The organism is Filomicrobium sp. (assembly GCF_025698805.1).
Lineage (GTDB): Bacteria > Pseudomonadota > Alphaproteobacteria > Rhizobiales > Hyphomicrobiaceae > Filomicrobium > Filomicrobium insigne.
Genome location: NZ_JAILWT010000001.1, coordinates 182,407 through 203,056, shown reverse-complemented (window position 1 = coordinate 203,056; position 20,650 = coordinate 182,407). Strand labels below are relative to the sequence as shown.

23 protein-coding genes are annotated in these 20,650 nt (G+C 57.8%); 15 read left to right on the top strand and 8 right to left on the bottom strand.

Going from position 1 to position 20,650, the window contains the following annotated elements:
- Nucleotides 1-47: 47 nt before the first annotated feature.
- Nucleotides 48-407 carry a response regulator gene (locus K5845_RS00900; protein ID WP_287958035.1) on the top strand — a complete coding sequence of 120 codons (360 nt, stop codon included), beginning with the start codon at nt 48-50 and terminating at the stop codon, nt 405-407.
- A gap of 46 nt (nt 408-453) precedes the next feature.
- Here K5845_RS00900 and moaA read toward each other — a convergent pair whose 3' ends face one another.
- A complete protein-coding gene (gene moaA, locus K5845_RS00895) occupies nt 454-1,497 on the bottom strand; it encodes a GTP 3',8-cyclase MoaA (protein WP_046477718.1) in 1,044 nt (347 codons plus the stop codon).
- A 549-nt stretch (nt 1,498-2,046) separates the two neighbouring features.
- Between moaA and K5845_RS00890 the strand changes: the two genes are divergently transcribed.
- The 12 genes from K5845_RS00890 (at nt 2,047) to K5845_RS00835 (ending at nt 12,594) form a co-directional block, all read left to right on the top strand.
- A complete protein-coding gene (locus K5845_RS00890; RefSeq protein ID WP_197540893.1) occupies nt 2,047-2,568 on the top strand; it encodes a TorD/DmsD family molecular chaperone in 522 nt (173 codons plus the stop codon).
- Nucleotides 2,569-2,698: 130 nt separating this feature from the next.
- The gene (locus tag K5845_RS00885) at nt 2,699-2,905 is read left to right on the top strand and encodes a twin-arginine translocation signal domain-containing protein (protein ID WP_046477721.1); all 207 of its coding nucleotides are present in this window, start codon (nt 2,699-2,701) and stop codon (nt 2,903-2,905) included.
- 75 nt (nt 2,906-2,980) lie between these two features.
- Nucleotides 2,981-5,917: a formate dehydrogenase subunit alpha gene (locus K5845_RS00880; RefSeq protein WP_502814115.1), complete on the top strand. Its 2,937-nt coding sequence runs from the start codon at nt 2,981-2,983 to the stop codon at nt 5,915-5,917.
- Nucleotides 5,918-5,920: 3 nt separating this feature from the next.
- Nucleotides 5,921-6,514 (top strand): formate dehydrogenase FDH3 subunit beta, encoded by a 594-nt coding sequence (gene fdh3B / locus K5845_RS00875; RefSeq protein WP_046477725.1) that lies wholly within the window; start codon nt 5,921-5,923, stop codon nt 6,512-6,514.
- A 243-nt stretch (nt 6,515-6,757) separates the two neighbouring features.
- A complete protein-coding gene (locus tag K5845_RS00870; RefSeq protein ID WP_046477728.1) occupies nt 6,758-6,952 on the top strand; it encodes a hypothetical protein in 195 nt (64 codons plus the stop codon).
- A gap of 108 nt (nt 6,953-7,060) precedes the next feature.
- The gene (locus K5845_RS00865) at nt 7,061-8,218 is read left to right on the top strand and encodes a formate dehydrogenase subunit gamma (RefSeq protein WP_287958032.1); all 1,158 of its coding nucleotides are present in this window, start codon (nt 7,061-7,063) and stop codon (nt 8,216-8,218) included.
- A 6-nt stretch (nt 8,219-8,224) separates the two neighbouring features.
- Nucleotides 8,225-9,790 (top strand): c-type cytochrome, encoded by a 1,566-nt coding sequence (locus K5845_RS00860; RefSeq protein WP_287958031.1) that lies wholly within the window; start codon nt 8,225-8,227, stop codon nt 9,788-9,790.
- Complete coding sequence (locus tag K5845_RS00855; protein WP_280136728.1) at nt 9,787-9,909, top strand: hypothetical protein; 123 nt, start codon at nt 9,787-9,789, stop codon at nt 9,907-9,909. The genes K5845_RS00860 and K5845_RS00855 overlap by 4 nt, the downstream gene beginning before the upstream one ends.
- A 196-nt stretch (nt 9,910-10,105) precedes the next feature.
- The gene (locus tag K5845_RS00850; RefSeq protein ID WP_046477733.1) at nt 10,106-10,297 is read left to right on the top strand and encodes a DUF6494 family protein; all 192 of its coding nucleotides are present in this window, start codon (nt 10,106-10,108) and stop codon (nt 10,295-10,297) included.
- 44 nt (nt 10,298-10,341) lie between these two features.
- Complete coding sequence (locus K5845_RS00845; protein ID WP_046477735.1) at nt 10,342-11,094, top strand: biotin/lipoate--protein ligase family protein; 753 nt, start codon at nt 10,342-10,344, stop codon at nt 11,092-11,094.
- Nucleotides 11,091-11,588, top strand: a complete 498-nt coding sequence (locus K5845_RS00840) for a DUF6505 family protein (RefSeq protein WP_046477737.1) — start codon at nt 11,091-11,093, stop codon at nt 11,586-11,588. The genes K5845_RS00845 and K5845_RS00840 overlap by 4 nt, the downstream gene beginning before the upstream one ends.
- Nucleotides 11,578-12,594 carry a DUF6352 family protein gene (locus K5845_RS00835; protein ID WP_287958030.1) on the top strand — a complete coding sequence of 339 codons (1,017 nt, stop codon included), beginning with the start codon at nt 11,578-11,580 and terminating at the stop codon, nt 12,592-12,594. The genes K5845_RS00840 and K5845_RS00835 overlap by 11 nt, the downstream gene beginning before the upstream one ends.
- A 154-nt stretch (nt 12,595-12,748) precedes the next feature.
- Here the strand turns inward: K5845_RS00835 and K5845_RS00830 are convergent, their stop codons facing one another.
- On the bottom strand, nt 12,749-12,871 hold the full coding sequence (locus K5845_RS00830; protein ID WP_280136729.1) for a hypothetical protein: 123 nt from the start codon (nt 12,869-12,871) through the stop codon (nt 12,749-12,751).
- A 136-nt stretch (nt 12,872-13,007) separates the two neighbouring features.
- The gene (locus tag K5845_RS00825) at nt 13,008-15,062 is read right to left on the bottom strand and encodes a 4Fe-4S dicluster domain-containing protein (protein ID WP_287958029.1); all 2,055 of its coding nucleotides are present in this window, start codon (nt 15,060-15,062) and stop codon (nt 13,008-13,010) included.
- A gap of 134 nt (nt 15,063-15,196) precedes the next feature.
- On the opposite strand from K5845_RS00825, the gene K5845_RS00820 reads away from it, so the two are divergent.
- Together K5845_RS00820 and K5845_RS00815 are read left to right on the top strand one after the other, a co-directional pair.
- On the top strand, nt 15,197-15,784 hold the full coding sequence (locus K5845_RS00820; protein ID WP_052743771.1) for a DUF3305 domain-containing protein: 588 nt from the start codon (nt 15,197-15,199) through the stop codon (nt 15,782-15,784).
- Nucleotides 15,781-16,488 carry a DUF3306 domain-containing protein gene (locus tag K5845_RS00815; RefSeq protein WP_052743772.1) on the top strand — a complete coding sequence of 236 codons (708 nt, stop codon included), beginning with the start codon at nt 15,781-15,783 and terminating at the stop codon, nt 16,486-16,488. The genes K5845_RS00820 and K5845_RS00815 overlap by 4 nt, the downstream gene beginning before the upstream one ends.
- 26 nt (nt 16,489-16,514) lie before the next feature.
- On the opposite strand, the gene K5845_RS00810 is transcribed toward K5845_RS00815, so the two are convergent.
- The 5 genes from K5845_RS00810 to K5845_RS00790 are packed head-to-tail and all read right to left on the bottom strand — an operon-like array spanning nt 16,515 to nt 20,487.
- Nucleotides 16,515-16,823: a DUF3144 domain-containing protein gene (locus K5845_RS00810; RefSeq protein WP_052743773.1), complete on the bottom strand. Its 309-nt coding sequence runs from the start codon at nt 16,821-16,823 to the stop codon at nt 16,515-16,517.
- A gap of 37 nt (nt 16,824-16,860) precedes the next feature.
- Nucleotides 16,861-17,742 carry a S8/S53 family peptidase gene (locus tag K5845_RS00805; protein WP_046477743.1) on the bottom strand — a complete coding sequence of 294 codons (882 nt, stop codon included), beginning with the start codon at nt 17,740-17,742 and terminating at the stop codon, nt 16,861-16,863.
- Complete coding sequence (gene mobB, locus K5845_RS00800) at nt 17,739-18,314, bottom strand: molybdopterin-guanine dinucleotide biosynthesis protein B (RefSeq protein ID WP_046477744.1); 576 nt, start codon at nt 18,312-18,314, stop codon at nt 17,739-17,741. Before mobB ends, K5845_RS00805 begins: the two co-directional genes overlap by 4 nt.
- Nucleotides 18,315-18,349: 35 nt before the next feature.
- Complete coding sequence (gene mobA, locus K5845_RS00795; RefSeq protein ID WP_244465035.1) at nt 18,350-19,018, bottom strand: molybdenum cofactor guanylyltransferase MobA; 669 nt, start codon at nt 19,016-19,018, stop codon at nt 18,350-18,352.
- Nucleotides 19,015-20,487 (bottom strand): hypothetical protein, encoded by a 1,473-nt coding sequence (locus tag K5845_RS00790; protein WP_287958027.1) that lies wholly within the window; start codon nt 20,485-20,487, stop codon nt 19,015-19,017. Before K5845_RS00790 ends, mobA begins: the two co-directional genes overlap by 4 nt.
- Nucleotides 20,488-20,650: the final 163 nt, after the last annotated feature.

Here is a 20,650-nt window from a genome sequence, read left to right as displayed (position 1 = left end):
GTGCCCTATCCCATATGGTAAATATTAGCGTCCTGAGGTGTCCGAAGATGCAGATCCTGTTGGCCGACGACGACACCGCGACGCTAAATTTTTTAAAGCACGCGCTTCAGGGTGATGGCCACGATGTATCGGTAGCTGAGGATGGCAACGTAGCGCTCGAACAACTTACAACGCCCGGTGCGACCTTCGCATTGCTGATCGCGGATGTTGATATGCCTGGCTTGGACGGGATCACATTATGCCAGCGTGCTGCTACTATCGCAGCCGATATGCCGATCCTCTTGATGTCGGCGCATCACGCAGAATTGGAACGCGTTAACGGATTGAGCAACGCACGTTACGAGTTTTTACTCAAACCGTTTGCGCTTGAGGATATGCGTGCTGCCGTCCAGCGGCTCTTAAGCTGATAGATTGAGCCGCGCAAAGCCAAACCCGCTCCCGGCCCATCCATTTCTAGCCGCCGGTCACGCTCATATGTCGTGATACGGCTGGGCGTTTTGTGCGCCGGTCGATAATGAAATCATGCCCCTTCGGTTTGCGCGCGATGGCTTCGTCGATAGCTGCGCTGAGGACGTCATTGTCATCGCTGGCCCGTAGCGGCGCGCGAAGATCTGCCGCGTCGTCCTGTCCTAAGCACATATAGAGCGTGCCCGTGCAGGTCAGACGTACGCGGTTGCAGCTTTCGCAAAAATTGTGCGTCATCGGAGTGATAAAACCGAGCCGCCCACCGGTTTCCTCGACAGCGACGTAGCGAGCCGGGCCGCCAGTCTTGTAGGGGATGTCATGCATCGTCCAGCGGTCCATGAGCTGAGCGCGTACGAGTGAAAGCGGCAAGTATTGGTCCGTGCGATCGCCTTCGATATCGCCCATTGGCATCGTTTCGATGAGCGTGAGGTCGGCACCACGGCCATGCGCGAACCGCATCAGATCGTCGATCTCTTCGTCGTTGACGCCTTTCAGGGCGACCGCATTGATCTTGATCTTGATCCCGGCGCGTTCCGCGGCGGTGATACCTTTCAAGACCGTTTCTAAGTCCCCCCAGCGGGTGATGGCCTTGAACTTGTCCGGGCTCAGCGTATCGAGTGAAACGTTGATCCGGCGCACGCCGCAGTCATAAAGCTCAGTCGCGAATTTAGCGAGCTGGCTACCGTTGGTTGTCAGGGTCAATTCTTCGAGGTCGCCTGCGTCCAGATGGCGTGACAAAGCTCGAAACAACCACATGATGTTCTTACGGACCAAGGGTTCGCCACCTGTGATCCGAAGCTTGCGGACACCCTTCGATACAAATGCGGAGCACAGCCGGTCGAGTTCTTCGAGCGTCAGCAAATCCTTCTTCGGCAAAAACGTCATATGCTCCGACATGCAATAGACACATCGGAAGTCGCAACGGTCTGTAACCGAGACGCGCAAGTAGGAGACGTGACGACCGAAGGGGTCGATCATCGGCGCAGTTTTTTCAAGCGCGGGCACATGCTGATTGTGACTTTCGGCAGCCATCTTGAGATATTTCTTCCCCTACTTGCCGATCCGGCGCATGATTTTGATCCTAGATTGAACGCATCCAGCGAGCACGATCGGCGATCCAATTGGCCGTTTGCTATATGGTCAGCGCAGAATGTCAGAAGCAGGGTCTGCGCACCGTTTAGGCGACCGTACCTCAGCCTATCGGTGCACGCCGCAAGTGCAAGCCTCAGCATGAATGCGCTGCAGCAATGTGAAAATGCAAATTTGCGCGTTCAATTGATAAATTTACCAGACCTTAGAATACGACGTAAAAAACAGCAAACAGAGCATAATTTATGCATGCTGTGATGCGAGATAGCTTTGAAAAATCAGTGCTTTGGTTCCTGGCATACCAATGAATCTGCCTTGCAGATCGGCATATTTCGTCGCAGTCTGAAGCGGAATTGTTCACACACCTAATGCAGGCGCAAGGGAGGGGTCGCGTTGGTCGCGAAACCGCTGCCCAGGGATAGGCAACAAGATTTCGCAGACAGATCCGAGGAGGACCTGCGAGCCGATCTGTACCGGCTCATATGTGCATACTTGACGCAAACAGTCAAGAAATCAGAACTTCAGCACGCAGCACAACTGACTGGCGACGAGAGCCCATTAGGTCAGGCAATATCAAAGTTTGCTAAGGCGGCTGCTGCGACGGATGAAGTCGCCGCCGATGACGACTTCCACGACTTGTTTATCGGTCTTGGTCGCGGCGTACTGGTTCCATTCGCCTCCTACTATTTGACCGGCTTTCTACATGAAAAGCCACTTGCCAGACTGCGTCTGGATATGGCTGCGCTCGGCATCGAGCGCGATCCGTCGGTCAAGGAGCCGGAGGACCATATCGCGAGTGTCCTCGAAATTATGGCAGGTCTCGTCGACGGATCGCTCGTAGGTCCAGTCGACTTGGAGCGCCAGCGGAAATTCTTCGAAACGCATGTGGCGTCTTGGGCACCATATTTCTTCAAGGATCTCTCTGAGACAGATCAGTCTTCGTTCTATGCCGCCCTGGGCCGCATAGGCGTCGAGTTTATGGAGATTGAAAAACGCGCGTTTGAGTACGTCTAACGCGCTTTTTCCTAAGGCCGAAGCTGACCAGTGTCTCTGCAGCTTCAACCCTGATGCCTCTGGGCGTCGAGAGGCACGCAATGCACGAAGGAGGCCCGGTTGTCGGACCGGGCAAAAGGAGGAGCGGACGATGCAAAATGACAAGAAGGCCGCGGCAGCCGACCGGCGTAGTTTTCTTAAACTTGCCGGCGCGAGCGTGGTCGGTGGTGGCGCGGCAGCAGTGGCTGCGGCAAGTCCAGCACTGGCAGCTGAGGTCGAGGCTGAACCAAAGCCCGGCCAGACCTACCGTGAGAGCGAACACGTAAAGCGCTACTACGAACTCGCAAAATTCATGTGATGAATTGAGCTCGGGAGCACGCGTCGCGCGAACCCTATCGCGAACGCGCGGGCTTCCGCTCATGGGAGAAGAGATATGCTCAGGAAAAAGGTTTCCGGTGTAACGCCTCGCCAAGGTATGACGGCGGTGCTGCGTGATGCCGTTCCCGGTGGCGCGATCGACCGTCGGTCCTTCCTCCGCAATTCTGGACTTGCCGTTGGGGGCGTTGCGGCCGCGACTTCGTTTGTCGGAGGGCGCGTTCAGCGCGCGCACGCGGCTGCTCCAAAAGCAGCCGGCAAACTTGAAACGCGTAAATCTGTTTGCACCCACTGCTCGGTGGGCTGCACGGTAATTGCTGAAGTCTCAAATGGTGTTTGGATCGGGCAGGAGCCCGGTTGGGACAGCCCGTTCAACCTCGGCTCGCACTGTGCCAAGGGCGCGTCCGTGCGTGAGCACGCGCATGGCGAGCGCCGTCTCAAATATCCGATGAAGATGGAAGGCGGTAAGTGGAAGCGCATCACCTGGGATCAAGCGATCAACGAGATCGGTGACCAGATGATGAAGGTCCGCGAAGAGTCTGGACCTGACTCGGTTTACTGGCTGGGCTCGGCGAAACATTCTAACGAGCAAGCCTACCTGATGCGCAAGTTCGCGGCCTATTGGGGCACGAACAACATCGACCACCAGGCGCGCATCTGTCACTCAACCACGGTCGCGGGTGTTGCGAACACCTGGGGCTATGGCGCGATGACAAATTCCTACAACGATATGCTGAACTCGAAGGCGATGTTCTTCATCGGCAGCAACCCCGCCGAAGCGCATCCCGTTTCGTTGCAGCATATCTTGAAGGCGAAGGAGCAGAACAACGCGCCGCTGATCGTCTGCGATCCGCGCTTCACACGCACGGCAGCCCACGCCACCGAATATGTCAGGTTCCGCCCCGGTACGGACGTCGCTCTGATCTGGGGTATCCTGTATCATATCTTCGAAAATGGCTGGGAAGATAAGGAGTACATCCGCAAACGCGTCTGGGGCATGGATTCCGTTCGCGAAGAAGTGAAGAAGTGGACCCCGGAAGAAACCGAAAAGGTGACCGGCGTTCCCGGCTCGCAGTTGCATCGCGTCGCGCGGACACTCGCCACAAACAAACCCGGCACGTTGGTTTGGTGCATGGGCGGAACGCAGCACACGAACGGTAACGACAATACGCGTGCTTACTGCATCCTGCAGCTCGCACTCGGGAACATCGGCGTGGAAGGCGGCGGTGCCAACATCTTCCGCGGCCACGACAACGTTCAGGGCGCCACAGACTTCGGCGTGCTGATGGATAGTTTGCCGGGCTACTACGGTCTGGCGACGGGTTCCTGGAAGCACTGGGCACGGGTCTGGGACACAGACTACGACTACCTGCTGTCGCGCTTCAAAGATAAGGAGATGATGGAGGCCAAAGGCATCCCCGTCAGCCGTTGGTTCGACGGTGTGCTGGAGGACAAGGCCAATATCGATCAGCCCGACAACGTGCGCGCGATGGTCTTCTGGGGGCATGCACCCAACTCGCAGACTCGCGGACCGGACATGAAGAAAGCGATGGAGAAGCTCGATCTTCTCGTCGTCATTGATCCGTATCCGACGGCCACGGCGGTTATGCAGGATCGGACCGACAACACATACTTGCTTCCGGCGGCGACACAGTTTGAGACGTCCGGTTCCGTGACCGCGTCCAACCGGTCGTTGCAGTGGCGTGAGAAGGTCTTCGAGCCACTCTTCGAAGCCAAGGTCGATCACGAGATCATGTATCTCTTCGCCAAGAAGTTTGGTTTCGACAAAGAGATGTTCAAGAACATCAAGGTCGAAAAGAACGAACCGAGTGTCGAAGACACGACGCTCGAGTTCAACAAAGGCATGTGGACGATCGGCTACACGGGACAGAGCCCCGACCGCCTGAAGCTGCACATGGCCAACCAGCACACCTTCGACAAACGAACGTTGAAGGCCAATGGTGGCCCATGCGACGGCGATTACTACGGTCTGCCATGGCCATGCTGGGGCACCGCCGAGCTGAAGCATCCTGGCACGCCGGTGCTCTATGACACCTCGAAGCCGGTTGCCGAAGGTGGCCTCTGCTTCCGCGCCCGGTTCGGTGTTGCTGCGCCAGAGAAGTGGGCGAAGGGGAACCCCGACGCCGACAACTTGCTCGCAGTCGAATCCTACCCCGAAGGCTCGGAGATCAAGGATGGGTATCCGGAGATTACCTATGCCATGATCGACAAGCTCGGCTGGGCAGGTGACCTGACGGCAGAGGAAAGAGCTGCCATCGAGAAGGTCGCAGGAAGCAGCGATCCGGCAGCCATGGGTAAGGTCAACTGGAAGGTGGATATGTCCGGCGGCCTCCAACGCGTTGCCATCAAGCACGGCCTGGCGCCGTTCGGTAACGCCAAGGCTCGTACGGTGGTTTGGACGTTCCCGGATCCGGTTCCGCTACATCGCGAGCCGCTGTATTCGCCGAACCCCGATCTGGTCGCCGCCTATCCGACGTTCACCGACCGGAAACTGCACCGTCTGCCGACACTCTTCGAGACGGTCCAGAAGAAGGCGGTCGAACAGAAGACTTACGAGAACTACCCGATCATCCTTACCTCGGGACGCTTGGTCGAATACGAGGGCGGCGGCGAAGAAACCCGCTCGAACCCGTGGTTGGCCGAGCTACAGCAAAACATGTTCGTCGAAATCAATCCCAAGGACGCCAATAACCTAGGGATCAAGGACGGCGAGACTGTTTGGGTTGAGGGACCGGAAAAGGGCAAGGTCAAGGTTATGGCTTTGGTCACCGAAAGGGTCGGGTCTGGCGTCGCCTTCATGCCTTTCCACTTTGCGGGTCACTTCCAAGGAAAAGACCTCAGATCGAAATATCCCGAGGGCGCGGATCCCTACGTCCTAGGTGAAGCGAGCAACACCGCACAAACCTACGGCTACGACGCCGTCACGCAGATGCAGGAATCAAAGACCACGCTCTGCAAGATTTGGAGGGCCTGATCCATGGCACGTATGAAGTTTCTCTGCGACGCTGAACGCTGCATCGAGTGCAACGCTTGCGTCACCGCTTGTAAGAACGAGCACGAAGTGCCGTGGGGCGTAAACCGTCGGCGTGTCGTCACAATCAACGACGGCAAACCGGGTGAGCGGTCGATTTCGGTCGCGTGCATGCACTGCTCTGATGCACCGTGCATGGCCGTCTGCCCCGTCGACTGCTTCTACCAGACCGACGAAGGCGTCGTTCTGCATAACAAGGACCTGTGCATCGGCTGCGGCTATTGCTTCTACGCGTGCCCGTTCGGTGCGCCCCAATATCCTCAGGCGTCTAACTTCGGATCACGCGGCAAGATGGACAAGTGCACGTTCTGCGCAGGTGGGCCTGAGAAGGCGAATTCGGACATCGAGTTCAAGAAGTACGGCCGCAACCGTCTCGCCGAAGGCAAGCTGCCGCTCTGCGCAGAGATGTGTTCGACCAAAGCGCTGCTCGCAGGTGATGGCGATATCGTCTCCGATATTTATCGCGAACGTGTCGTGGCCCGCGGGTTCGGTTCCGGCGCCTGGGGTTGGGGTAAGGCTTATCCTGGTCCTCAAGGATAGGTCGTGCCCATCCGACAGCATCGAAGTAACGATCGGGGCGGCTTATGCCGCCCCGTTTCGTGCCCGAAACCAGAAACATTACGGGATCATACTTTTTGATCTGGCCGCCCGCGCACACAACTATGGAAATTCCTGAACGCTTGCGCGATCATGAAGCAGAGCGATCTATGGAAAGCCCAATATCGCTCGCAGCCGATCGGTATGACCCATCATGAACGACATTGAGCGTGGGGGAATTCGGCAATGAAGTCGGCGACGTATTTGGCACCATTTATTGCGGCAGGGCTCGCGCTGTCGCTAACTGCGTGCCGCGAGGCGGAGCAGAACCGCCCCCTCATGCACACGCCTGGCGTTTATGCCGGCAAGAAGGATGAGAAGCTGAGCAAGCAGCAGGTCGAAGAACTGCGGGCACGTGCTCAGAACCTACGGGGAAATTGAGGGGTGTGAAGGAGCGCAGGCCAACAGCCGGCTGCGAGAACAAGAATAATTCAGCGGCTGCGCAGCTTGGTCTGAGGAATAGGTGGAGAAGGCTCTAGGGAGACAGCCATGGCTGAGTTGAAAAATAACGGGGAGCGTGGGGCTGAGCGTTGGGCATTGTGGAATGCGCTGATCGCTCTGCTGGCACTATTCATCGTGGCCGCGCAACCGGCTTTTGCCCAATCCTCCTCGGGCAATCCCAACGTGCGCCCGCCGGCCGGAGCAGTAAACGGTGGCGCCACAGCTCCTATGGTCGTTCCTGAAAAAGGTGGAAGCTACGACATCGAGCTTTGGACGAAACTACGCCAGGGCGTTCAGGGTCAGGTCTCGATCATGGACAAGAAGGCCGGCGTGCTGGTCGATTCCTCTGGCGAAACTTGGCGTGCCGTACGTAATGGCCCGTTGCCCACTTATGGTGCCTACGCGATGGCCGGAATCCTGGGCCTTCTGGCGCTGTTTTTCCTCATCCGTGGCCGTATCCGTATCGAACATGGCAAGTCGGGTGCCACGATCGAGCGCTTCAACTATCTCGAGCGTACAGGCCATTGGCTTCTAGCGACGTCATTTGTCATTCTGGCGTTGACCGGCCTGAACGTGCTGTACGGGCGCTACGTACTGATCCCTGTCATGGGTAAAGAAGCGTTCGCAAGCATGTCGATCGTCGCCAAGTGGTTGCACAACTATGTCGCCTTCGCCTTCATGGCCGGCCTCCTAATCACGTTCGTCCTCTGGTTGCGCCATAACTTCCCAAGCAAGGAAGACTTCATTTGGCTGGCCAAGGGCGGCGGTATGTTCTCGCGCGGCGTGCATCCACCGGCCCGCAAGTTCAATGCAGGTCAGAAAATTCTCTTCTGGCTCATCATGTTGAGCGGCATATCAATTACGCTTTCGGGCCTCTCGTTGATGTTCCCGTTCGACATGCCGATGTTCTCAAAGACGTTTGCGGCTTTGAACATGATCGGCTTCGATTTGCCGACGCAGTTGACCGCTAATGAGGAGCAGCAATTGGCCTCGTTGTGGCACGCGATCATGGCGCTGTTCCTGATCTGCGTGATCTTCGCCCACATCTATATCGGAACGCTTGGCATGGAGGGTGCGTTCGATGCCATGGGAACCGGACAGGTGGATACAAATTGGGCCAAGGAGCACCACAGCGTTTGGGCGGAAGAGGAACTGGCAGCCGGAAAAGCGCACCGTCCGTCAGGTCAGCCAGTACCCGCCGAGTAGCCGGCTATGAGGCACAATAGCCTGCAAGCGCGCGTCCTGCGCAGCAAACGGCTGGCCATTTGGTCGGCCGTTTGGATGCTGGTGGCGCTGGGAACGTTGGCAGGACCGGCCGTCGCAACGGGCGGGGCCGCCGACTCTCCCGCGACAGGTACATCCTCCGCGAAGGCTATGCAGGCTCCGGCTCCAAAAGGGTTGCCAGATGCATCGGAACGCCGATCCGCGCATGGCAATCTGGTCGGACATGGCGGTCCCGTCAAAGCCATAAGCGTCGACCGAGCGCATGAACGCGTCCTGACGGGTAGCTTCGACTACGCGATGATGCTGTGGGATGTCTCCGGCGAGAAGGTTGACGAGGGACGGCGGTTCGACGAACACGACGGTGCCGTCAATGCCGTTGCCTTCGTAGGAGAAGAGGGCAAAAAGGCGCTCGCTGCGGGCGACGACGGTGTGCTCGTCCTGTGGGACCTCGAAAACGGTAAGGCGTTGCATCGCTTTTCCGGTCACAAGGGAAAAATCGTGGGGCTTGCGGTCTCGCCGGGTGGCCGCTGGGCGGCGACGGCGAGTTGGGACCATACGGCCCGGCTTTGGGATCTGGAGCGGCTCGTGCCCGGCCCCGTGCTCGAGGGGCATCGCGGGCCAGTCAACGATGTCGAATTCTCCGCGAACGGCGCAGACGTCTATACGGCTGGCTATGATGGCGAGATCCGCCTTTTCAAGGTCACGGACGGCGCGTACCAGCGTCCCATCTACAGGCTGGGCTGGGGGATCAATGTTCTCGCGCGTCTTCCCGGCACTGAGAATCTGGCCTTTGGCGGTCTGAACGGCACCGCTGGCGTCGTATCGGCGCGCACAGGTGAAGTCGTTGCAGAATTAAAGAGCTCCGAACGCCCGATCCTGTCTCTTGCTGCGACAGACAAGCCCGGCCTTTTGGCGACGGGGGGCGCTGACGGCACTGTCCGGGTCTATCGCTCAGCGGATTTTACGTTGATCGAGGAATATCAAAATCCCTACGGTCCAATCTGGGCCATGGATTTCGCGTCCGATGGAAAGAGAATATATCTGGGCGGTCTGGATGATTTTGTGACGGCTTGGCAGATCACGCCGCGTCAACCCTTCGAGCCCATCGACAGTCCCTATCCGCGGCGGTTTCAGTTTAGCGAAGCCAGCGACGATCCTCTTGCCCGCGGCCGTATTCAATTCGCGCGGAAATGCAGCGTCTGCCACACGCTGAAACCTGATGGCAAAAATCGCGCTGGTCCAACGCTCTACGGAATATTTGGGAGAAAGATAGCAGCGCTCCCGGGATACCCGTACTCGGAGCCCTTGAAGGACCTCGACATCATCTGGACCGAGGAAACCGTCTCCAAGCTTTTTGAACTCGGACCGGATGTCTTCACGCCGGGCTCAAAAATGCCGCTGCAGAAGATGACCGACCCTGAACAGCGCGATGATCTAATTTCATATCTTAAAGAAGCGACCCGCCCCGGCGGATCGGATAAGCTTGACGAGAAAAATAGCGATCCAAAGAAGCCGAGTGCGCCAGCAAACGAATTGGGAGTAGACAAGCCATGAAGGCATTTCTTTCGAGCCTCGTTATCCTTGCTGTCATTACAGCTGCGGCCGCAGTGACGTTGAACTACACACGCGTCTCCTCATCGGATGCCTACGCGGATCGCAACGTTCGTTTGTGAGGCTGATTATCTTGATGGTGCGCGGACCGGACAAATGCCTGACCCCGCGTATCGTCACTGCGCAGCAGGCCATCGAGATGATGTCAAAGACATCATACGCGAGAAAGCCCGTCGTTCCCGCGTGCCGATAAGGCGCAGTGTCTCAATCATGCAAATGAGAGACAAGTCCCGATCTCTACGTATAAGAGGATGTGAAATGGACGAAGAAAAGTTCAACCTATCGATGCGCAAGTTCCTCAAGCAGGTTGGCGTAACGTCACAACATGAGATCGAAGCGCTCGTTCGCGAGCGCGGATTGACAAGTGGCAAGTTGAAGGTTCGTGTTGTTTTGACTTCGGAGAATACCGATCTCAATCACGTTGTTGAGGGTGAGATCGATCTAGGCTGATCGATGGCCTTATCCGGAGCACGTCCCACCGCGCGAGAAGAGACATGCATTTGCCGGATCCAGAATTTCCCCCGATCTTGACGGGCCATGCCATCAAGGCACCGGCCGAAGCATTCGAGACAGCCTGCCGTCGCGCCGCTAGTGGCGAGCTTGGCGCGGCGGACATCGTTTGGGCGAGAAGTACGCAACGGGCCGAAATGGCTTTAATTTTGGAGCCAGAGGTTTCGCGCCGTGTGGCATTACAGATCAAGCCGCTGTTTTTTTCGGCCATTGCAGACAGCCTCGGCACACTGATGCCGCCGAAGACTGCAGTCCACCTGCGCTGGCCCAATAGCATCCTGCTCAACGGTGCATTTGTCGGACAAGTGAAATTCGCGCTCGCGCAATCTGGTCCGGATGATGTTCCCGATTGGCTGGTCGTCGGCGCGAGCATTCAGGTCGCAAGCCCACACATAGACCGTGAACCAGGAGAAGCAGAGCAACTGACATCAGTCTTTGATGAAGGGGGTGGGGATGTCGACCGTACCCAGATTCTGCGTTCCCTGAGTGCGCATATGCTTTCGTGGTTGCAGGTTTGGCAGGATGACGGTTTCAAAGCTGTCGCGGGTCCGTTCATCGGCCGCGTCGAGGGCTATGAACACGAAGCCGCTTTTAGTATTGGCGGCCGGCTGGTTCGCGGGCGCGCATTAGGTATGTCAGATGAGATGCAATTGCTTGTTCGGCTCGCTGACGGCAAGACAATAGCGCTTGAAAGCGAAGCGGGCGCACCGGCAGCTGGGATGGATTTAACAGGATGAGCGGCCACAAACTGCTGCGTACCATCAACTTCGACATGAGTGATGCGCACGTGTTCGAAAAAGCCGCCGAACCGGATGAATGGGCGATCTCGGGAGCGTTTGAGTTCGCTGATCTCGACAAGAGTGCGATTGCCGGGAAGCTTCGCCAGGCTTTCGCGAATGGCTTCCTCGGTCTGACAAGTTTTGGCCGTTCCACATTCGCGGTCGTAGCCCAGGCGCAAAGCTCGGACTATGATGAAGCTGAGTATCGGCTCGCGCAGCATTTCGTTACCCGATACGGTGCGCCCGACATCGAAGCGGCGCTTCCAGCGGCACGCGGAGAACTGTTTTTCATAACCGACCTCGTACAGGATGCGCCGATAAACACGGTATTCACTGTGCGTCGCGTTCTGGATGCCGACGGAGCCATAAAAGAAGAGTTCCGCACCATTCGCCCGCCGACGGACAAACCTTTGCACGCCCGTGTCTGGAAAGTTGAGCCTGATGAAACGTGATTTTTGGAAATCAGCCGGAATGCACCTGCTGAACGTAGGTGAAGAAGGCTGGTTGGAAGTCACACCAGATTTCATTCGGGCCTATCTGACGCGCCCCGAGATTCATCCGATTCATGAAAGCTGCGCCGAGGAGGTCAAGCTCCACGACGAGCTTATGGAAGATCCCTTCCTGGTCGTTTCCGATGCGCGTCTTGCGACTCTCGCCGATCGTGATGCAGCGGAGAACTATGCTGTCGTTCTCGCTTATCGTGACCTGCTGAAGAGTGCGCGCACGATCGAGGGGGCTTACCTCGCGTTGATGCGCCATCCCACGCCGGTCGTCCCGCCCGTCTTCGTCGATCAGATGGTGCATCTCATTCTGCGCAATATCTTGAAGGATGTGCGTGATCCGATCCGACTGCGTGCTGCGGAGATTTTTTTCCGCGAACAATCAGTCTCGACTGACGATGGCCGTTTAATGCTGGCCGATGAAGAGATCGTCGACATGCATGCGCGCACTGGCACGGACACGGGTCTCGGGCAGCTTTTGGCTGAAACGGGCACTCAGATGAAGAGTGTCACGCTCGACGTTCTGAGCGAGGACAATAAGGACATCTACTGGGGCCGATCCGACCGTTTCGATACCGTTGTCGATTTTCGCTTTGAACAGCCAGCGTTGGATGCGTTCGCCCGTGTGATCGAAGGGTGGTTGAACCACCTTGTCCGTATCGAAGTCACAGTCGAACCGCGTCCGCGTATCGAGGATAGCGATTGGCGTTGGCATATCGGCCTAGACCGCGAGGCTACGGAGATTCTCAATGCGCTCTATGAGGGAAATGCGCCTCCGGCCGACAGTATGACACGCCTGATCGGTTTGTTCCGGATGAAAATACCGGACGAGCGCTTGGTTATCGAGCGCGTGAAGGGGCGACCCATTTATCTGGCATTGGCTCAGACCGCTCAAGATCGGGTCAAGATGAAGCCGCAGAATCTGATCACGAATTTACCCCTTCTCACCTCCGTCTGATCTTCGACGTAAGAAATCTCTGATCAAGGGATCGGGGAGAGGTCCCAGTTGGTGCTGCTCACTGAGACCTCTACCCGTTGGACGCCGGCTCGGGGGGGGGGAGGGGGAGAGAAGGCCGACGTCGTTTCTCATGTTTCCTGTGTTGGGCTTCGCCTCACCATGCATTGCCGACGAGCCGCGTTTGCGGCAGGTTGTTTCCGCGCTCCGGATCGATTGCGGCAATAACGCCAGCGATCAGCAGCAACCCAGCAGACAAGATAAGCAGTTTGGAAGCCATCTGACTTGTCTCCGAGGCGATTTCTCATCTTGCCTTAAATGCACACGTCAAGCGCCAATGGAAAGGCCCTCTCACGGCCTGTTGAGCGGACGTGAGAGGGCGTGCAATTGAGCCGTATCTGATGAGGCCCGCGGGGCTAATTAAGGAAGTCTTCTGGCGCTTTGCCGGTCCGTGCCGCCTCAGCCTCGGCTGATAGATAATCGTCCGTTGTGCGAACTCGTGGCCGTTCACCTCCGGCAAACGGATCATTCCCGGAGTTGGCGAGGGTTTCGATGCGGCACGTATCGCACATCTGGATGAGGTCAAGTTGCCCAGCATCGCGGAACATCGAGTGCCCTTTCAAGCGCTCGACAACCCGCTCAACAGAAGAACGGGCGCCGAAGGGGGTTCCGCAGCGAATGCAATTGAACGGTTCCTCGAATTTGACCACCGTCGGGGTTAGGGCTTGCGGCGAGAAGTCATAACGCGGCTCGAGTGAAATGACCTTTTCCGGGCATGTGGCAACGCAGACGCCGCATTGCACGCACGCAGCTTCGGTGAAGCTGAGTTCCGGACGTTCCGGATTATCACCGAGGGCATTGGCGGGGCATGCACCCACGCACGACAGACAGAGCGTACAGCCGCTAACATCCACCACGATGCGGCCATATGGAGCGCCTTCTGGAAGCGCCACGAGCTGGGTTGGTGTCGGTGCCCTTTCGTGAAGCTTGGTGAGCGCGATGCGGGCGACTTCGCGTTTGCTACCGAGTGCCGAGAAAGCATTCCGCGTCATCGCGGTAAGCTCGGTCTGGTCATGCAAGCCATTCTCGAGCGAGTCGGGATCATGCTCGTCGATCATAACGATACGGTCGCCCTCGTAGCCGAGTGCCGAAACAATCGTGCGAGCCAGCTGGCACTGCGCACGGAGTGTTTCCAATTCCTCTGGATGCTCAGGTGAACAAAGAATGGCGACCTGATCGGCGCCGAGCGCCAACGCAGCCGCAATCGTATCGTGTCCGATCATGAGTGTGGAATTGACACGAACCGGTATTACATTGGCCGGCAAGCCACGACCGAAGCGGGCTATGGCGCCAATCAATTCAGTCCCGTGTTTCTCATCATGAAACATGATCCTGGGATGTGTTCCCCCGGCGCCGATATAGGTGTCGAGAATGATCCCAAGGCGGTTCACGAGATCACCGCGCCGTGGAACCGCGTAGCTCGCGGCACCGGTCGGACACGCAGCCGCACAGTTGCCACAGCCGCCACATACGGCTGGATCGATCAAAACGCTGTCACCGTTCGGAGAAATTGCTCCCAGTGGGCAGACGTCCAAGCAATTGGAGCAGCCGACCTTGCCGGAGCGGGCATGCGCACAGATACTGGCGTCGTACGCAATGTAGCGCGGCTTTTCAAAATCGCCGACCAGATCCGAAATTTCAAACATCGCGCGTGCGACAGCACCTGGGTTGTTCGGATCTGCACTGATGTAGCCGTCGCGGCGTCCGTGACCTGTAAAGAGTGGGTGCCCTCCGGATATGTCTAGGATCAGATCACACTTTGCGGAAGCTCCGTCTCGCGGCATCGCAAACTCAAGCGAGCCACGCGAAGACGGCAGCACCGGCGCATAACCATCGACGACCACTTCAAAACGGCCCAACGCACCTCGTGCCGCCCGGATCTTGCCCTTGTAAATCGGTTGGGCAACGACGTTCGGTGGTATCGCATCATCAGCATCGCTCAAGAGAACGGTAACCGATAGCCGGCCTTCGAGACTGGCAGCCGTATCAAGTGCCGCCTGTCCGGAACCGTAAACGAGGCACATACCCTTGGATTCAAGGGTGAGCGTTGTCGCCGGCTCTGGTTCGTAGCTGGCATCGGCAAGTAGCGCTGCCATTTTCGGCATGACAGAACTTTTTGCTTCCGACCACCCAGCCGTTTCCCGAATATTTATAAATCGCAATTCCGCTTCGGATTCCTGTTCGGATGCGATTTCGAGAAAAAGGGGTGCTTCCTGCGTGCATGCAACATGGAGGGGGTGGCCACTGGCGAGACCGGATTCGAATGCGGAAATTCCGGAGCGGCACAGTTCCTGGTGAACCACTATTTTATCCGAGAACCCCAAAGCCTTGCTCAAGCCTGCCGCATCGATGTCCATCGAGCGCTGGCAGTTGCAGACCAGCAGCTTGGAATCGTTGGTTTTTTGCGTCATATGGGGGCACCGCCGTATGTTATGTGGCAAGGAGCAGCAATTATGACCTTAACTGCTGTAAAGTGCACTTGCGGAAGGTTCAATTGGCAATATACAATTTCTTTTGTCTAGGAGCGTAGGGAGCTGTCGAATAAATGAGCCTTGCGGTCTCCATTCCCCTAGGGGTTGTGATCGCGCGAGAGCGCATTTCGCATCCATGGCAGGAATATCGTTGGCGCCCGATCAGCGTATTTCTCGACGCGCCGTCAATTGACGATTGGCGCGAGCTTCGTCGTACGGATGATGTGGTGCATTACCACGCTGCGACCCTTCCACTTGAATTACATCGGAAGGAAACGACCGCCTACTGCGTAAACCTGGCCAACGGCGAACCGTCTGTGTACGTGGTGACGCGGGAAGATCCAGAATCCGGAAGCGAACACCCGCTGGACGTTCACTTGGTCACGGCCTCGCCTTTCGAGGCGCAACCGCATGCGAGCATGGGGCTCGATTCCGTAGACTGCGTGGCGATGCCGGAGCGGTTGGTCTTCATCATCCGGGATTTCATTGATAAGCACCACGTTGAAGAGACGTTCAAGAAACGTCGACGTGAGCCGCACCTTGAGCCGGAAAAGCATCTCTTTGGACAAGAGCCGATATTCGCTTTGAGCGAGCGGCGTGCCATGATGGGCAAGGTGAATGGTGCAAAGGGTGCCAAGCAAGGAAAGACGGAAAACGAATGAGCCAGGAACGGATCGAGGGCTTTCTCGGACGCTGGTCACGATTAAAGCAGGCGGACAGGACCGGCGAAGCTCAGGTAGATGCTGATATCTCTGAGGCCGAGGCCGGACGTAAATCCCCTGCTTCCGAAATTGACCAGCAGACTTCAGCTGCCCCCTCAGAGGGTGAGGTCCGCGGGGAAGCAGAGGCACAAAAGCCGGAAGTCCGGGACTTCTCGAAATTCGATTTCGACTCGCTCGGCTACGATTCCGACTACGAGCAATTCATGGAAGCCGACGTCCCGGATGACGTTCGCAATACCGCGCTTCGCAAATTGTGGGTCTCCAACCCTGTCCTCGCGAATATGGATGGTCTTGATGACTACTGCGAGGACTATACTGATGCCGCCGTTTGTCTGCCAAAGGGGATGATGAAGACGGCTTATCGGTTTGGCCGAGGGTTCCTCTCGGACGAAGAGGTGGCGGAGTGGGAGGCGTTGGGCAAGCCTGTCGAAGAGACGGAAGTTACAGCGGTTGATCCCGAGGCTAAGCAAGGGGCAGAGGAAGCAGTCGCCTCAAAAACCTCCCAGGACGACTGGTCTGATACAGCGGCCACATCAGGGGCGGCTTGCGCAGCGGCGTTGAAGGCGGAAGAAGCGGAAGCTGAGGCCGCTGACGAGACTGCGGACACCGAAAGCACCGCGTTACCTCCGTCGCAAAAATCGTAATCGTGCCTACGCGGTACGAAGGAAGGTCACTCTGGCTTTGCTGCGAGGTTTGGATCGGCCAGATTCTGCCGTAGCATTTCGGCGTACTGCTTCACCATGGTCTGGACAAATTCCTCATGGTTCTCGACTTCGAGGACCGTATTAGCGACGAAGGCGTTATAACGCGCGGCTGCATAGAGGAACGCATTGTGCAGGTCAGTAGCCTTGACGCGCGCATTTTCACGGTTGGCGAGATCGATGAACTTGTCGGCGACCTTGAGAAAAGCGGCGCTGTCGAGATGACCGGCTTTACGTGCAGCGCGACGCTCTTTGCGATTCATATTGTCTTCGTCCATCACGCTTCCTCCGCGGCTGGCCATCTATACGGCTTTCTTACGGTGATGGCTTGGGCTCGTTGTTTTGTTCGCAAACGGTATCGTACACGTTCTTCGGGCCGTTATCTCCAACCGATGATGCGAACTCCTGGAGGGCCGCCTTCGCAGCGGCGACCTGAGTAAATTCGCGACCGCGAAGCACACAGGTCGTATAGCCGCCAAGAAGCGCAGCCGCCTGCAATCCGTCTGACGGTACGACAACGGGTTGGTCGTTGACCTGCGTTTCGCGCGTCTTGACCCAGACATCGGCCGGGGCCGCGCCTTCCGCCGTATCATTTTCTGCGGAACTGGGCGTCAGCGGAGCCACGGTCAGGATATTCTCTAGATTGAGCCCAACGGGATAAGCCTGGCCGCCGAGCGCTTCATCCGGCATCCCGGCGGGGACAAAGAACAGCACATTTTTCGCCGCAGCGCTGGCTGCTCCACCGAAGCGATCCCATCCATCCTGTTTCTGCGGAAATGTCCCGACAACGGCAACGGTTGCCGGCGTGCGCGCGATGAACATTACGGCCTTCGCCAGAGAGTCTGGCTCGTTTCGCGTTACGCGCACAACGATGAGGCGCGCCTTATCATCGGTCGCTAGGATCAGCTTCGCGAGTCGGGTCCCATCGTCGGTACGGTCGGAGGGAGCTGCAAAGGGTTTGAGATCGTTGTCGACGAAGTCCCACGCGATGGGTTCGCCCTCGCCATCGCGTGCCAAACGTGAAGCGATCGCAGGATCGGTATAATCGACGCCGGTAGAGATTAGCGCAATTGCAGGTCCTCCGGGATCAAGCGCTGCGGGCGCTGCAGGATTCTGAGCCAGCGCCGATCCGCAGGCAAATGTAACAACCGAGAAGATGGAAGCGGCGAGAGATCTCAGAGAAATATGCCCGTTCATTCAGGGTCCTGCATCTGCGCTCCGGCGGAGCTTTCGCTGTTGGCCTGCCTCGGCAGTGGGCCGAGTATCCGTTCAATCAAGTCGGCAATCGCTTCGATATCGTCGAGATCAAAGACGGGCAACCCCTTGCCATCGATCGCATGATCGGTAGCGATCCCGATAACGAGCGGATCATCGTCGGCGAGGGGCTTCGTTGTCAGGGATTTGACACGCCGCGCTTCGATCTTTGCGATAGGAGCTGATTTGTAGCCTTCGACAATGATGAGGTCGGCTGGCTCCAGAGCCGCGATGATTTCCTCGAAGTTGGGCTCCGGCGCGCCGCGGAGTTCTGTCACCATGGCCCAGCGTCGCCCAGAAACAACGGCAACTTGCGAGGCACCGGCACGACGGTGACGCGCCGAATCCGTTTCTCCATTGTCGACATCGAATGCGTGATGCGCGTGTTTAACTGTCGCCAGCTTTAGACCGCGCTTCACGAATTCCTCGACGAGACGAACGGTCAAGGTTGTCTTCCCCGACTTCTTCCAGCCGACAATTCCGATGATCGGTGTTCCGTTTGGTGCGCGCAGCATGGCGTGGTGGTCATCTTGAATTCGCACGATGCGTCTCAGAGCTCACCCAAAATCAAGCGGGCTTCGTCTAGTTCATCGGGCGTGTTGGCGTTGAAGAATGGATCGATTTCGCGTTCTCCAATGCGGAAATATGCAAAATCTACAATGACCGTACCATGTTGATCCGTCCAGTGCAGCACCTTGCGGACGCCGTCCCGGAGCGACTGTTCGAGATCATCAGCCAGTGCAACCGGCCAGAGACCAATGACGGGGTGCAGGTTTCCACCTGAGGCGGCTAGAGCAATGGCGGCATCAGGATCATCTCGCAGTTTCGCTGCGAGCTGGGTAACCAAGTCGGCGGGTATGAGTGGCGCATCGGTCGAAGCGGTGACGATGTATCCGTCGCCACCGACGTTGGCCGCAGCCCAACGCATCCCCGCGAGGACGCCGGCCAAAGGCCCGACATGTCCTTCGATTGTGTCGGCGAATACGGGAAGGTTAAAGGCGTCGAAACGGCCGGGATCGCCGTTGGCGTTAATGACGACGCGGTCAACCTGACCCTCAAGACGCGCCAGGACGTGGGCGAGCATCGGCTTGCCCGCCAACTCCAGCAAACCCTTGTCACCGCCCCCCATGCGTCGGGACTGGCCGCCAGCAAGCAGCACGCCCGTCACTGATTGTGTAATACCAGCGTATTTTACCGCGCTTTGCGCAGGTTCGTTCAATCCAAACCCTCCAACCCAGATTCGAGCGCCATTTCCAGCGCGGCCGGCCCGGCTCGCTTGGCGACGCTCTCGGGTACGATCCACGCGCGCCAGTCGGTGGTGCCGACCGTATGCCCGCAGACTAGTTCGCCTCGGATCAGATCGCACGTTTTGTCGGCTCGGATCAATTGGGTTTCCCGACGATCGTGACGCAGGACCCGCAGATCGACTGGTTGCAGGATCGCCTCAGCAGTTTCCAAATCAATATCCCGGAAAATGCACGATGGTGAAGAACGGCACGAAACGCCCCGTTTGACGAGCGCCACGGTCGGGCCAAAGGCGGCATGCCGAGAGAGCTTTTCGGCGGGCAAATCCGATCCACGGCTCAAGAAACAATGCTCATGCAAGCAGAGCATTGGATCAGCCGTTTTGCTGAGACGTCGCCAGCCTCTTTTGCCAACATCCATGATCAGCAAGATGGTGACATGCTGCTCGGCGCGCGCGGTTGGCTTAGACGGTTTGGTTTCCATTCTGATTGCGGCAGGTGTCACCGTCACCGGCTTGGCCCTGGCCGGTACCGACTGAACGGTAGGCCCGCCGAGAGCGCTGTACTTGTGTCGCGCCTCTCGAAGCCGCTCTGCTAACTCTTGCGCCTCGCGGTCGCTGCTATGATTGGCGTGGATTGGCTCGCGTGCGGCCAGTTCAGCTTCTGCCTCTTTTGCTGTTGCCTCGGCTGCCCATCGCGCAGCTTCGCGGATCCGACGGTCCGCTTCCGCCTGTGCGGCGCGCTTCGTTTCACGGGTAGCTTTCTCCAGAGCGACGCGGGCAACTTCGTCAGCCTTGGCTTTCGCCTCAGTCTCCGCACGCGCTTTGGCTTGGGCGACTTCCTTTGCGCGGCGCGCAGCCTCGACTTCTGCGGCGCGCTTCTGTTCACGCGCAGCTTTCTCCAGAGCGACGCGGGCAACTTCGTCAGCCTTGGCTTTCGCCTCAGCCTCCGCACGCGCTTTGGCTTGGGCGATTTCCTTTGCGCGGCGCGCAGCCTCGACTTCTGCGGCGCGCTTCTGTTCACGCGCGGCTTTCTCCTGAGCGACACGGGCGACTTCGTCAGCCTTGGCCTTAGCCTGTGCTTCCGCGCGTGCTTTGGCCTGAGCGCCTTCTTCAGCTGCCGCCCGCCGGGTCGCTTCCGATTCTTCGCGCGCCCGCTCTAGTAACTCCTGCTCGTACAGGCGGCGGCTTTCAGTCTCTTCTGCTTGGCGTTGGGCGTTCGCGCGCGCACGGGCCTCATCAGCTTTCTTTTTGAGTTCCGCCATCGTGCGCTGAAGCTCTTTTTGTTTCGCGTGCTCCTCATTGGATGCGGTGTCTTCTGCGAACTTGTTGGCGATGGTGTGTGCTGCATCCTCGGCCTGTACCGGGAACCCGAATGTCAGAGCAGCACTCACACATGCGGCCAGCGCCGCTCCATTGAAAATTCGCTCAGCAATAAACGACATCGTTTTAAAACCAATCCTGCATGTCCGGCATCTCTCACCCAGCAAGCCTGACAGCCTCCTGAACTCCGACGCAATAATTCCGGAGCTCAACACCTCGGCCATGGCCTAGCCTGGATGACGGTGAAAATAGGCCTCGATTTCGGCATTATCACGATCTCTGATT